Below are 12,118 nucleotides of genomic sequence, written 5' to 3' on the forward strand. Positions count from 1 at the left end.
TTTCACGCCCATGCGGCACGGTGACCGGCGCAGCCGCGTCGGCGGCATGCGGCGCCTCCACGTGCTGGCCCTGAGACGCATCCGGAGGTGCCGCGGCGGCGGCTTCTACAAAAGCGGCCCCATCAAAAAGCTGCCGGCTTTCCAGCGCAAATCGATGAGAACGAGGGCGGAGGAATTGGGGCAGTTTGGAACTGGGCATGCGCCGAAGTGTGACGACAAATACTCAATTGTGTCCACCGTTAACGAACGCAAACTTCGCCAAATCAATGCCGTTGAACATAAAGCAACGTTCAATCGGTGTTTTTACTATTTGCCGAAAACAATTGTTACCCTGATGACGTCGCATTCACCTACGGATTTCCGTGATATTCCGCTCCACCCCTGACAAGAACCCCGGCCAGCGGTTAGCGAACGCCTTGAATCGCGAGCGACGGGCGCGCGTCGGCTTTTCAGCCGAACGAGAGTCCGGCAATGCGCGGGTCGGCCAATTGGAATGTAAACAGCGTCCATCGAAGCGCTGAACTTCAATTCGACGGAGCGAGCGGCGACACGCGATCAACGCAATTGGCGTGCGGCATATGAATCACCAAATAATGCGTATTTTCTCAATGCATGTAGTTATTTTTACTACATGCAAATCGAATTGAAAAACAACTGCACGCCAATGCGGGAAGTTCATTGCGACGCTCGCGATCGCTGTGCTGACAACAGCGCAACCGGTTGCACATGCGCCCAGCCAACGCCGCTTCAGATCCAGCTTTGGATTGATGTAATACCAAATGATCAATTGGATTTCACTGAATCGCAGCTTGATGCGTGCGCCCCGGACTTGCCGGCCTTGCGCTGCGGCCGCCAGCCTGCGCGGCACGGCAATCACAGCCCGGCAAGAATTAACAATAAGAGACGATTTTTGTGCCATTTGCGTCGCTGCAAACCAACTGACCACGTTCCAGTCACAGGCAAGCCACTGCAACACGGCGATACTGAAATGGCCTTGATATTTGCGTTCCTGGCGCACTCAGCGCGCGCTGCGGGACACGAGACGAGGCACATCATCCAACTCGCTCATGTAAGACAAAAATGAACAAACTGCTCGCACTCATCTTCGCGGCTGCCGCCATCACCGCTTGCTCGAAGCAAGAGTCCACGCCCGCAGCGCCGGCCGCTCCCGCAGCACCTGCTGCCACCGCACCGGCCACGCCGGCACCCGCTCCGGCCGCCAGCGCGCCGGCTGCTGCAGCGCCTGCCGCCACCACCACGGCATCGGCCGACGTGCCCAAGGAATGCCAGGAGTACCTGGACAAGGTGAGCGCCTGCGTGGGCAAGCAAAGCGGCGCCGCCGCCGACGCGCTCAAGGGCAGCCTCGAGCAGACCAAGGCCACCTGGGCCAGCTACGGCGCCAACGCCGCACAACTCGGCGCTGCATGCAAGGCCGCTTCCGACGCCTTCGCCGCACAAGCCACGGCCATGAAGTGCTGATGCACTGAGTCGCTGACGCCGGCGAGGTTGCCCTCGCCGTGCGATGCGACACACCTCCTCGTCACCGACGAGGAGGCGCCGCTCCCACTACAGCGGACGGCGCACCAACGGTTCCTGTCAGACCGAAAGAATCCAGTCCCATGACAGACCTCCTCACCAACCTCACCTGGCACGCCCTCTCGGGCCCGCATGCGTCTTTTGCCGCCGGCACATCGACCGCACGCCGCTACGCCACAGGCTTCTCCCCCATCGTCGGGTTTGCCGACGCACTGCACCCCGACCTCGACGCGCTTCTGCCCTTCTGCACGCCGGACGAGCACTTCTATGCCATCGGCTGGTCGGGCACCGCGCCGTCCACCTGGCAGGTCGACATGGAGTCGGTCATCGTGAAGATGATCTGGGACGCGCCTGCGCCCGTGGCCGACTCGCTTCCTGATGTGGTCCGGCTGGGCGCAGCAGATGTAGAACAAGTGCTGGCCCTCGCCGCCCTGACGCGCCCCGGCCCCTTCTCCACGCGGACCATCGAGCTCGGCGAGTATTTCGGCTGCTTCGACGACAACGGCCGGCTCGTGGCGATGGCCGGCGAGCGCATGGCCGCCGGCACGCTGCGCGAGATCAGCGGTGTCTGCACGCATCCCGATGCGCAGGGCAAGGGCTACGCGAAGCGCCTCGTCACGCGCTTGGTGGCGCAGCAGATGCAGCGCGGCGAAGTGCCGGTGCTGCATGTGATGCAGGGCAACGCGGGCGCGCGGCGCATCTATGAGCGCATGGGTTTCCGCGTGCACAGCGAACCGGTGGTTCGCGTGATCTCGCGGCGCTGAGCGGCGGTACGGCTACCGCCTCAGGAATTCGCGCAGCGCATCAAGGGCGCGCAGCACGCCGGCTTCATCCACGTCCCGGTGCGTGACCAGGCGCAGCCGGCCGTACAGCATCGAGACGCGGATGTCTTTCTCTTGCAGGTGCTGTTGAAGCGCACGCGCCGTGTCCTGCCCCCGATCGGCCAGATCAAGAAACGCGATGTTGGTCTGCGGCGCCTCCGCACGCACCCCGGGGCTGTCGCAAATGCCTTCGTACAACAGCCTTGCCAGCCGGTGGTCTTCGGCGAGCCGATCGACATGGTGGTCCAGCGCATGCAGCGCCGCGGCCGCCAGCACGCCGGCCTGCCGCATCGCACCACCCGCGGCCTTTCTCACACGCCGCGCCCGCGCAATGAAGGCCGCACTGCCACACAGCGCACTGCCGACCGGCGCGCCCAACCCCTTGCTGAAGCACACCGACACGGAGTCGAAGTGCCCCGCGATGCGCCGCGCGCCGGCCTCGGGCGACGTCGCCTCTGAGGCCGTGGCCGCGTTGAACAAGCGCGCGCCATCCAGGTGCGTCGACAGGCCGTGCTGCCTCGCCAGATCGGTCGCCGCACTCAGGTACGCATCGGGCAGGCATCGCCCACCCAACGTGTTCTCGAGCGCGAGGAGCCGCGTGACGGCAAAGTGCTCGTTGTCCGGTTTGATCGCGTCGGCGATCGCCGCCAGCGGCAAGGTGCCGTCTTCTGCATGGTCGAGCGGCTGCGGCTGCACGCCGCCGAACATCGCCGCGCCGCCGGCCTCCCAGCGGTAGCAGTGCGCCATCTGGCCGACGATGTATTCGTCGCCGCGCCCGCAATGCGCCAGCACCGCGCACAGGTTGGCCTGCGTGCCCGACGACACGAACATCGCCGCCTCGAAGCCCAGCATGCCGGCGATGCGCGACTGCAGTGCGTTGACGGTCGGGTCTTCGCCATAGGTGTCGTCACCCACGGGCGCGCGCTGCATCGCCTCGTACATGGCGGGCGTGGGCCGCGTGACCGTGTCGCTGCGCAGATCGACGCACGCGTTCATGCCGCGCCCAGCGTGCCGCCGAGTTCCTTGTTGACGACCGAGAGCCAGTAGGCGATGCCCAGCGGCAAGGCCTTGTCGTTGAAGTCGTAGTACGGCGTGTGCACGTCGCCCTGGCCGTCACCCTTGCCCAGGCCGTTGCCGATCAGCATGTAGGCACCGGGGCGCCTGCGCGCGAAGAACGCGAAGTCGTCACCGCCTGTCAGCGGCGCTTGCTCGGGGTTCACGGCCTGCAGGCCCACCACGTCGTGCGCAGCGCGGATCGCGTTGCGCGTGGCGTCGGGGTCGTTCACGAGCGGCACGGAGTTCCACCAGCACTTCACGTGCACCGACGCTCCCTCGGTGGCGGCCGCGTGCTCCGCATGCTCGCGCAGGCGCTTTTCGAGCAGCACCTGCACCTCGTCCGAGAACGCGCGCATGGTGCCGGAGATGCGCAGCTCCGCCGGAATCACGTTCATGGCCTCCGGGTCGCCCGCGCCGATGTGGCCCACGCTGAGGGTGGCCGGGTCGGTCGGCGCCACGTTGCGGCTGACGATCGACTGCAGGCCGAGGATGAAGTGCGCCAGCACCACGCTCAGGTCGGTCGACAGGTGCGGGTAGGCGCCGCCATGGCCGCCGGTGCCGTTGAAGCGCACCTGCCATCGCCCCGACGCCGCCATCATCGCGTGGCTGCGGATGCCGAACTGGCCCAGCGGCAGCGCGGGCATGGTGTGCATGCCGAAGATGCGGTCGCAGGGAAAGCGCTCGAACAGCTGCGCCTCGAGCATCGCCAGCGCGCCGCCGCGTCCTTCTTCCGCGGGCTGGAAGATCAGGTGCACCGTGCCCTCGAAGTCGGGGTTCTCGGCCAGGGCCTGGGCCGCGCCGAGCAGCATCGCCGTGTGGCCGTCGTGGCCGCAGGCGTGCATGCGGCCACGGACCGTCGAGGCATGGCCCAGCGTGTTCTGCTCGCACAGGGCCAGGGCGTCCATGTCGGCGCGCAAGCCGATGGCGCCCGCCCCCACGCGCCGGCCGCGCACGACACCGACCACGCCGGTGTTGCCGACCTTCTCGTGGGTCTCGATGCCCCAGTCGCGCAGCTTGCCGGCGATCAGCGCGGAGGTGCGGATCTCTTCGAACCCCAGCTCGGGGTTGGCGTGGATGTCGCGGCGGATGGCCGCGATCTCGTCGATGTGCCGGTTGGCGAGGTCGAGGAGGCTCATCGCGCCACCTCGCTCTTCTCGGGCGGCATGCGCGAGACGATGCCCTGCATCTTGCCTTGCGTCTCGGCCACGACCTCGGCGAAGCCCGGGCGCGCGCCCGCGGCGGCCGGCATGAAGCCGATGCGCCGCAGGTTCGCCGCCACCTTGTCGTCGGCCAGCACGGCATCGACAGCGGCCGACAGGCGCTGGGTGACGTCCGGCGGCGTGTGGCGCGGCACAAAGAAGCCCAGCCAGGTGTTCAGGTCGATGCCCTTGAGGTACTTGCTCTCGTTGAGCGTGGGCACGTGCTTGAGCAGCTCGTCGCGCTGCAGGCCGGTGGTGCCGAAGCCGCGCACACGACCGCTCTCGATGGCTTCTGGAAAGGTGGCCGGGGCCACCAGCGTCAGGTCGACCTGGCCGCCCAGCAGGTCGGTCACCTGCGTGGAGCCGCCCTTGTACGGCACGTGCAGCATCGAAGTGCCGCTGCGCTCCTGGATGTCGCGCATGACCACGTGCTGCAAGGTGCCGATGCCCGAGGTCGCGTAGCTCAGTGCGCCGGGGTTCTTGCGCGCGAACTCGATCAGCTCGTCGGTGGTGCGCGCGGCAATGCCGGGGCGCCCCACCAGGACGAACGAAGAGTCGCCGACACGCGCCACCGGCACCAGGTCGTCGGTCTTGTAGCTGACGGCGCGATTGACCAGCGGTGCCAGCACCACTTCATTCACCGAGCCGAGCAGCAGCGTGTAGCCGTCGGCGCGGGCACGCACCACCTTGGCCGCACCGATGGCGCCGGCACCGCCGCCGAGGTTTTCGATGAGCACCGGCTGCCCCAGCTGCTTGCCGAGCGCCACATGCAGCGCCCGCGCCATGGCATCGACGGAGCCGCCCGCCGGGTATGCCACCACGACCGTCACCGGCTTGTTCGGGTAAGCCTCGGGCGGTGCGGCATGGCCGTGAAAGGCCGCGGCGCACAGCAGCGCGGCGGCGAGGAGTCGGGTTCTTCTTGGCATGGTCGGATGGATGTCGCTGGAATGAACGGGAAAGGCCATTCTTCAATGGCGCCCCGTCGAGAACCAATGCCTTGCATGCCCCAGCCATGCATCCTGCTTATAGCTTCAGGGGTGCTTCGCAGCGAAGCGGAACAGATGGTCCTTCAGCAGGTTCGCGGCCTCGCCGCGCTCGTCGCGCACGCTCAGGATGCCCAGCGGCGGCAACGCGGGCAGGTCGGTCACATCGATCAGTGCGATCTGCCCCATGTCGATGAACTGGCGCATCGCGCTGTAGGGCGTGAAGCTGAGCAGCGTCTCGCTCTGCAACTGAGCCAGCACCATCGCGCTGGAGCGGACCTCGAGCTTGCGGTAACGCGCTGCCGTGCCGTGCGCGGCCATGAGGGCGTCGAAGGTCTTTCGTGCGTGGGTCGCGGGATGCAGCATGAGCCACATCTCGTCCAGCAGGTCCGACAGGCGCAGCCCGCGCTTGCGCACCAGCGGATGGTTCGGGCCGGCGACGACCACGAGCCGGTCGGGCAGAAGGTCGGCGAACTCCCAGCCCTCGGGCCACACCGGCGGTTCACGGCACAGCATGAGGTCGACCTCGCGATTCGAGATCAACGCGCTCGATTCCGCGGCATTGGCCTCCTGCAGCTGCACGAGGATGTCGGGCTTCGATTGCCCGAAGGCCGGCAGCGCCCGCACCAGCAGCCCGTTGATGGCGCCATGGATCGCACCCACGCGCACGATGCTGTGCCCGCTCGATTGGCGAAAGGCCACGAACTGCGTGCCCGCCTCGAGCGTGGCCAGCGAGCGCTGCACGAAAGGCAGCAGCTCGCGCGCCATGTCCGTCATGCGCATGCCGCGCGCATGGCGATGGAACAGCGGGCACTGAAGAAACTCCTCCAGGTCGGCCACCAGGTGCGTCACCGCGGGCTGCGTCAGGCCGATCGCGTCGGCCGCGCGCTGCGCACTGCCGAACTCGGCGATGGCAGCGAAGGCCTGCAGATGGCGAAAGCGCGCCCCCGTCATGAGACGCGCATAAAGAACAGCAGACGACGGAGTCATGGCACGGGAGCAGGCCGCGACGGCCTCGGCGGGAAAGCCCGGATGCTAAGCGCCCCTTGCACGCGCGGCCATGGGTTGTGTCCCTGAGGCCGGGGCACCCAGCCATAAGCAAAGCAGACCTCTCGGTCTCAATTTTCATTTGTTGTGCCCCCGCCCCAAAAGAAGAATCGCGGCCGGCAACGCAGCCCTCAGCACAACAACGGAGACACAACGCATGAAGAAGAGATCGATCGCCCCGGCCACCCTGGCCCTGGCCCTTGTCGCATCGGGTGCGGCGCACGCCCAGTCCACCCTCACGATCTTCGGCGTGCTCGATGCCTCGATCACCTCGACCACCAACCGGGCGCAGAACCTGTCGCCGCTCGGCGGCAGCGTCTCGCTCTCGCGCACCGAACTGGCCAACAGCCGCAGCGCCAGCAGCCGGCTGGGCTTCATGGGGCAGGAAGACCTCGGCGGCGGCATGGCGGCGGCGTTCTGGCTCGAAGCCCCCGTCACCAACGACGACGGCGCCACCGGCATCGCCACCTTCTCGCGCCGCTCGACCCTGAGCCTGCTGGGCACCTTCGGCGAGCTGCGGGTGGGCCGCGACTACATGCCGGTGTTCGTCAACGACGTGCTCGTCGACCCCTTCAGCTTCAACGGCGCCGGAGCCGCCCTCACCTTCATCGCCAACACCGGTTCGCGGCTCGACCGCGTCTCGCGCGCGAACAACTCCATCGCCTACTTCCTGCCACCGAACCTGGGCGGCTTCTACGGCCAGGCGATGTACGCGCTGCACGAAGGCACCAAGCAGACGCTGTGGACCACGCCGCCACCGCCCAACAGCACGCGCACCGGCCGCCACATCGGCGCGCGCTTCGGCTACGCCAAGGGGCCGCTGGACATCGGCATTGCCTTCGGACGCAGCACGACCGGCGACGACTACAACGCAGGCACCACCGACGAAGTGCAGCTCGCAAGCCTGGGGCTGACCTACGACTTCAACTTCGCCAAGTTCTACGCAGGGGTCAACCGCAGCAAGGCCGGCCGCGACTACGCGAGGCCGCCTGTCTCGCCGCTGCCCGACGCCACGCTGAACAGCGCGCTGGTCGGCGTCACCGTGCCGGTGGGTGTGGGCGTGATCCGTGCGACCTATTCACGGGCCGTCTACGACGAGCACCTGAACGACAACCGCCCCGACCCGCAGGCCAGCAAGCTCGCGGTGGGCTACCTGCACAACCTGTCCAAGCGCACCGCGCTGTACGCCACCGTGGCCCGGCTGCGCAACAAGAACGGCGCGGCGATCACCATCGGCGGCCCGGCCTACCTGCGCAGCGCGTCCCTCGTGCCGACGACGTCGACCGGCTACGACGTCGGCATCCGGCATGCCTTCTGACCGGCCGCAGATCAGGCCGCAGCCGCCCCGCGCTCGCTCGTGATCTCCGCGCCTTCGCGCATGGTCTTCGTGACCGGCGTGTTGGCCACCACCTCGAGCAGGCGGCTCCACTGCGCATCGGTGAGCGGTGCGCTGGCGTGCAGCACGCGGTGGATGTGCGCCTTGCCGTCCGCGTCTTTCGTGAAGCTCAGCTCGGCCTTGAACTCGCCGAGTTCCCAGCCCTTGCGCTGGGCGTACATCCGCAGCGTGATCGCGGTGCAGGCGGAGAGCGCGGCCAGGTAGTAGTCGTAAGGCGCCGGCCCCGCGCCCTGCCCGCCCAGCGATGCCGGCTCGTCCGCCACGAGCTGGAACTTGCCGACCTGGATGCGGTGGTTGAAATTGACGTCGGTGGAGACGATCGTTGCGGTGTGGCCCATGGGGTGTGCTCCTGTTGACAAGCAAGCATTCTGGCGTGGCCGGACCGCCCTAAAACATCAGCGCCAACGCGGTTGATCCAGGCGCTCATAATGCTCGCCGGGCGGCCATGCCAGGGGTCGCCAGCCACCCGGCACAAGCGGGTGCGCCGCCTTCCTGCCTGGCATCGACGGAACGACACCATGAGCGCACTGCACATGTTTCTACCGGTCTGCGAGCCCGCGCGCAGCGAGGCGCTGGCACTGTTCATCAAGACACACCACGTCCCCCGCCATCTCGTGAGAGGCATCTCGCGCAAGATGCCTGACGACTGCGGACCGCCTGCGCCGATTCATACCCCGCAGGAAGTGCCGCAGGCGTCTGCCCAGGCACCCGCCGGATCGGCCTAAGGCTCGCAGACAGCGAAGAAGACAGCCCTCGTCTCGCCCGCCGTGCACAGGGCGCGCATGTGCGCGCCCTTCTTCCAGAGAAACTTGCAGGCGCCCACGCCGGTGCCCGCACACGCCACCATCTCGGGCCTGTTGACGCAGCGCGCGTCGTAGGCGCTGCACCTGTCGGCGTCGGGGGCGTGGTACGGCCTCCACCCCGCCTGGATCATTCGCGTGCGCACCACGCCGTAGTCTTCGCCCTTCGTCAGGCGGGGCAGGTCACCGGCCGCAGATGCGGGCGGCACCAGGAGAAACATGGCCATCCAGAAGGCCAGGAAGCGGGTGGTCACGCGCTTCGGAATATTCGACATGTCGGCTCCCCGTCCAAGAAACAAACCCTGCGGGGCATTGCCCGGCTTTCATGATTTTCGATGACGGCGATGGTGCAACCGGATTTCTCCGCCTACACCGAAAAGGCCCATTCAAAACCCCACCCATCGGTCACACTGGCGACACCACGGAAAGGATGTGCGTGCTGCTGCGACATACTTCACGTATGCGAATTAATCACATGGAAACCAGCCATCCATCGATGCGCTCGTTTCGCGGCCGGCCATGACGGAGTTGAGGGTCAGCTGGGAGCACACGTTTCCCGACGACGGGACGAAGCTGGTCGTCCATTCGAACTGGGTTTCCAACACCCCCGCCACGCAGGCCTATCTCGAGGCCCTGATCGCGCGGGTCGCGCAGATGGACCCCGCACCCCACTGCGTTTTCGAGAAACGCAAGGCGGTCCCCTCGCGATCGTTGCCGCCCGACGTGGGCACCTTCACCTCGGCCGAGTTCTGGCAAGTGGCCGGGCTGCTGCACCTGCAGGCCACCCCCTCCCTTGCCGCCGCGCGGCTGGTGCTGGTCGAGGGCATGCGCCCGGCCAAGGCGGCGAGGCAGCTCAACACGAGCCCGCAGGCGTTGACGAACACGCTGCGAAAGATCCGCACGGAGCGCGCCACCTCGACGCGACTGGGCAGGCTACCGCCCGAAGGCCTCGCGCCGCAGGAGCCCTGAGCGGCCGCCGTGAGGCCGCGCGTCGTGCCTGAGCCAGACGCCCGATAGCGGGCCCTCCCCAGCTTGCATCGGCACGGTCAATCCCGTACGCTGACCCGGCGTCCACGCGCAACACCCGAGCCCCTGCGGGCCGCCGGGCCGGTCTTGCGGACGCGCAAAGGAGACCCGCCATGCCAAGCCGATCGAACGGCCTCGCGGCCGAAGTGGAAGCCGTGCGAACGCTGGCGCTCGTGGGCGCCGCGGCTTCCGGCAAGACCTCGCTGGCCGAGGCCTTGCTGTTCAAGGCCGGTGCCATCGGCGCATGCGGCAGCATCGAACGCGGCAGCACCGTCAGCGACCACGACCCGCTGGAACGCCGCATGCTGCATTCGCTCAATGCCTCGGTGATGCACCTCACGCATGCCGCCACGCGCATCCACTTCATCGACACGCCCGGCGGCCCCGATTTCCTCGGCCAGAGCCTGCCGGCGCTCGAGGCGGTCGAAACGGTCGCGGTGGTCATCAATGCCGCCACCGGCATCGAGCCGATGGCGGTGCGCATGATGGCGTACGCGGCCTCGCGCCACTTGGCCCGCATGATCGTCGTCACCAAGATCGACTCGCAGGGCGTCTCGCTGGCGGGCCTGCTGGCCGACATCCAGGCCACCTTCGGCCGCGAATGCCTGCCGTTGAACGTGCCCGACGGGGTCAACCGGCAGGTGATCGACTGCTTCTTCAACCGCTTCGGGCGCTCCGACTTCGGCCCCGTCGAAGCGTCGCACCGCGCGCTGGTCGAGCAGGTGGTCGAGGTCGACGCGGCCTTCGTCGACCGCTACCTCGAGGAAGGCGACGTGGACCCGTCCGAGCTGCACGCGCCGCTCGAGCAGGCGCTGCGCGAAGGCCACCTGATCCCGGTGTGCTTCGTGTCGTCGCGCAGCGGCGCCGGCGTGGCCGAGTTGCTGGACGTGATCGTCAAGCTCCTGCCCGACCCGACCGAGGGCAACCCGCCGGAGTTCATCGTGGGTGAAGGCGCGCAGGCCCAGCCCATGAAGGCCCTGCCCGATGCGTCGCTGCACGTGCTGGCGCACGTGTTCAAGGTCACCATCGACCCCTTTGTCGGCAAGATGGGCATCTTCCGCGTGCACCAGGGCACGGTCACGCGCGACAGCCAGCTCTACATCGGCGACGGCCGCAAGCCGTTCAAGGTGGGGCACCTGTTCATGCTCCAGGGCAAGGACCATGTCGAGGTGTCGCGCGCGGTGCCCGGCGACATCGTGGCGGTGGCCAAGGTCGACGAGATCCATTTCGATGCCGTGCTGCACGACGCGGCCGAAGACAGCCACGTGCACCTCGCGCCGCTGCCGTTCCCGGTGCCGGTGCACGGCCTTGCGGTGGAGCCCAAGCGCCACGGCGACGAGCAGCGCGCCTGGGAAATTCTCGGCAAGCTCGCGGCCGAAGACCCGTGCCTGCGCATCGAGCATGTGGCCGCGACCAACGAGACGGTGCTCTACGGCCTCGGCGAGCTGCACCTGCGCCTCGTGCTCGAGCGCCTGCGCGAGGTGTACCGCTTCGAGGTCCTGACGCGCCCGCCGCGCATCGCCTACCGCGAGACCGTGACCGCGTCGGCCGAGGGCCACCACCGCCACAAGAAACAGACCGGCGGCGCCGGCCAGTTCGCCGAAGTCTTCCTGCGCATCGAGCCGCTGGCGCGCGGCGCGGGTTTTCAGTTCGCGGACGAAGTCAGGGGCGGCGCCATTCCGAACCAGTTCATCCCCGCGGTCGAGAAAGGCGTGCGCGAGGTGCTGGCCTACGGCGCGATCGCCGGCTACCCCGTGGTCGACGTGCGCGTGGTGGTGTACGACGGCAAGCACCACAGCGTGGACAGCAAGGACATCGCCTTCGCGACCGCCGGCCGCAAGGCCTTCATGGCGGCGATCCGCGAGGCGCAACCGGCCGTGCTCGAGCCGATCGTCCAGATCGAGATCGCCGTGCCCGAGCACGCCGTGGGCGACGTCACGAGCGACCTGTCGTCGCGGCGCGGCCTGGTCACCGGCACGTCGGGCCTGGGGGCCGGCACGGTGGCCATCGGCGGACAGGTGCCCGAGGTCGAGCTGGCCAACTACCAGTCGCGGCTCAATGCGATGACCAGCGGCCAGGGGCGCTACACCCTCACGTTGTCGCACTACGAGGCCGTGCCGCCGACCGTGCAGCGCACGCTGATGGGGCAGTACCGGGTGCGCGACGACGACTAGGGGCACGCCGGGGGCATGACGCTGCGATGGCCTAATGGCCTGCATCCGTCGTTCGTCCGCACGGGCTCCCCGATGAAGAA

Annotated in this window: 14 protein-coding genes; 7 read left to right on the forward strand and 7 right to left on the reverse strand. The window is 67.7% G+C overall.

All coding sequences use genetic code 11. The annotated features are described in order from the left end of the window. Positions 1–10 precede the first annotated feature (10 nt). The gene (locus AC07Q9_RS15075; RefSeq protein ID WP_495310427.1) at positions 11–385 is read left to right on the forward strand and encodes a hypothetical protein; all 375 of its coding nucleotides are present in this window, start codon (positions 11–13) and stop codon (positions 383–385) included. A 198-nt stretch (positions 386–583) separates the two neighbouring features. Here AC07Q9_RS15075 and AC07Q9_RS15080 read toward each other — a convergent pair whose 3' ends face one another. Beyond that, a complete protein-coding gene (locus tag AC07Q9_RS15080) occupies positions 584–1,018 on the reverse strand; it encodes a hypothetical protein (RefSeq protein ID WP_495310429.1) in 435 nt (144 codons plus the stop codon). A 62-nt stretch (positions 1,019–1,080) separates the two neighbouring features. Between AC07Q9_RS15080 and AC07Q9_RS15085 the strand changes: the two genes are divergently transcribed. Then, a complete protein-coding gene (locus AC07Q9_RS15085; protein ID WP_495310431.1) occupies positions 1,081–1,479 on the forward strand; it encodes a hypothetical protein in 399 nt (132 codons plus the stop codon). A 140-nt stretch (positions 1,480–1,619) separates the two neighbouring features. Further along, positions 1,620–2,300, forward strand: coding sequence for a GNAT family N-acetyltransferase (locus AC07Q9_RS15090; protein WP_495310433.1), 681 nt, complete (start codon positions 1,620–1,622; stop codon positions 2,298–2,300). A gap of 12 nt (positions 2,301–2,312) precedes the next feature. On the opposite strand, the gene ltaE is transcribed toward AC07Q9_RS15090, so the two are convergent. From ltaE to AC07Q9_RS15110, 4 genes are all read right to left on the reverse strand, one after another. After that, positions 2,313–3,353 carry a low-specificity L-threonine aldolase gene (gene ltaE / locus AC07Q9_RS15095; protein ID WP_495310435.1) on the reverse strand — a complete coding sequence of 347 codons (1,041 nt, stop codon included), beginning with the start codon at positions 3,351–3,353 and terminating at the stop codon, positions 2,313–2,315. Then, entirely contained in the window at positions 3,350–4,549 is a 1,200-nt protein-coding gene (locus tag AC07Q9_RS15100) for an amidohydrolase (protein WP_495310437.1), read from the reverse strand. The genes ltaE and AC07Q9_RS15100 overlap by 4 nt, the downstream gene beginning before the upstream one ends. Then, positions 4,546–5,538: a tripartite tricarboxylate transporter substrate binding protein gene (locus AC07Q9_RS15105; RefSeq protein ID WP_492676470.1), complete on the reverse strand. Its 993-nt coding sequence runs from the start codon at positions 5,536–5,538 to the stop codon at positions 4,546–4,548. Before AC07Q9_RS15105 ends, AC07Q9_RS15100 begins: the two co-directional genes overlap by 4 nt. A 105-nt stretch (positions 5,539–5,643) precedes the next feature. After that, positions 5,644–6,585, reverse strand: a complete 942-nt coding sequence (locus AC07Q9_RS15110) for a LysR family transcriptional regulator (protein ID WP_495310439.1) — start codon at positions 6,583–6,585, stop codon at positions 5,644–5,646. A gap of 214 nt (positions 6,586–6,799) precedes the next feature. Here AC07Q9_RS15110 and AC07Q9_RS15115 point away from each other — a divergent pair, with 214 nt between their 5' ends. Next, positions 6,800–7,960, forward strand: a complete 1,161-nt coding sequence (locus tag AC07Q9_RS15115; RefSeq protein WP_495310441.1) for a porin — start codon at positions 6,800–6,802, stop codon at positions 7,958–7,960. A gap of 11 nt (positions 7,961–7,971) precedes the next feature. Here the strand turns inward: AC07Q9_RS15115 and AC07Q9_RS15120 are convergent, their stop codons facing one another. Beyond that, positions 7,972–8,376 carry an OsmC family protein gene (locus tag AC07Q9_RS15120; RefSeq protein WP_489058626.1) on the reverse strand — a complete coding sequence of 135 codons (405 nt, stop codon included), beginning with the start codon at positions 8,374–8,376 and terminating at the stop codon, positions 7,972–7,974. 180 nt (positions 8,377–8,556) lie between these two features. On the opposite strand from AC07Q9_RS15120, the gene AC07Q9_RS15125 reads away from it, so the two are divergent. After that, positions 8,557–8,763 (forward strand): hypothetical protein, encoded by a 207-nt coding sequence (locus tag AC07Q9_RS15125; RefSeq protein ID WP_495310443.1) that lies wholly within the window; start codon positions 8,557–8,559, stop codon positions 8,761–8,763. Here the strand turns inward: AC07Q9_RS15125 and AC07Q9_RS15130 are convergent. Continuing rightward, the gene (locus AC07Q9_RS15130; RefSeq protein WP_495310445.1) at positions 8,760–9,113 is read right to left on the reverse strand and encodes a hypothetical protein; all 354 of its coding nucleotides are present in this window, start codon (positions 9,111–9,113) and stop codon (positions 8,760–8,762) included. The two genes, AC07Q9_RS15125 and AC07Q9_RS15130, sit on opposite strands and share 4 nt — an antisense overlap. A gap of 244 nt (positions 9,114–9,357) precedes the next feature. Here AC07Q9_RS15130 and AC07Q9_RS15135 point away from each other — a divergent pair, with 244 nt between their 5' ends. Both AC07Q9_RS15135 and fusA read left to right on the forward strand, forming a co-directional pair. Next, positions 9,358–9,807: a hypothetical protein gene (locus AC07Q9_RS15135; RefSeq protein ID WP_495310447.1), complete on the forward strand. Its 450-nt coding sequence runs from the start codon at positions 9,358–9,360 to the stop codon at positions 9,805–9,807. 170 nt (positions 9,808–9,977) lie between these two features. After that, positions 9,978–12,038, forward strand: coding sequence for an elongation factor G (gene fusA / locus AC07Q9_RS15140; protein ID WP_495310449.1), 2,061 nt, complete (start codon positions 9,978–9,980; stop codon positions 12,036–12,038). The last annotated feature ends 80 nt before the right edge of the window (positions 12,039–12,118 follow it).

It is taken from the genome of Variovorax sp. GW821-FHT09A10 (genome assembly GCF_059418385.1).

Coding starts and splice junctions, on each gene's coding strand:
- ltaE (WP_495310435.1), bottom strand. CDS start 3,353: ATGAACGCGTGCGTCGATCTGCGCAGCGACACGGTCACGCGGCCCACG.
- AC07Q9_RS15085 (WP_495310431.1), top strand. CDS start 1,081: ATGAACAAACTGCTCGCACTCATCTTCGCGGCTGCCGCCATCACCGCT.
- AC07Q9_RS15105 (WP_492676470.1), bottom strand. CDS start 5,538: ATGCCAAGAAGAACCCGACTCCTCGCCGCCGCGCTGCTGTGCGCCGCG.
- AC07Q9_RS15135 (WP_495310447.1), top strand. CDS start 9,358: ATGACGGAGTTGAGGGTCAGCTGGGAGCACACGTTTCCCGACGACGGG.
- AC07Q9_RS15115 (WP_495310441.1), top strand. CDS start 6,800: ATGAAGAAGAGATCGATCGCCCCGGCCACCCTGGCCCTGGCCCTTGTC.
- AC07Q9_RS15100 (WP_495310437.1), bottom strand. CDS start 4,549: ATGAGCCTCCTCGACCTCGCCAACCGGCACATCGACGAGATCGCGGCC.
- AC07Q9_RS15075 (WP_495310427.1), top strand. CDS start 11: ATGCGGCACGGTGACCGGCGCAGCCGCGTCGGCGGCATGCGGCGCCTC.
- AC07Q9_RS15110 (WP_495310439.1), bottom strand. CDS start 6,585: ATGACTCCGTCGTCTGCTGTTCTTTATGCGCGTCTCATGACGGGGGCG.
- AC07Q9_RS15090 (WP_495310433.1), top strand. CDS start 1,620: ATGACAGACCTCCTCACCAACCTCACCTGGCACGCCCTCTCGGGCCCG.
- AC07Q9_RS15125 (WP_495310443.1), top strand. CDS start 8,557: ATGAGCGCACTGCACATGTTTCTACCGGTCTGCGAGCCCGCGCGCAGC.
- AC07Q9_RS15120 (WP_489058626.1), bottom strand. CDS start 8,376: ATGGGCCACACCGCAACGATCGTCTCCACCGACGTCAATTTCAACCAC.
- fusA (WP_495310449.1), top strand. CDS start 9,978: ATGCCAAGCCGATCGAACGGCCTCGCGGCCGAAGTGGAAGCCGTGCGA.
- AC07Q9_RS15130 (WP_495310445.1), bottom strand. CDS start 9,113: ATGTCGAATATTCCGAAGCGCGTGACCACCCGCTTCCTGGCCTTCTGG.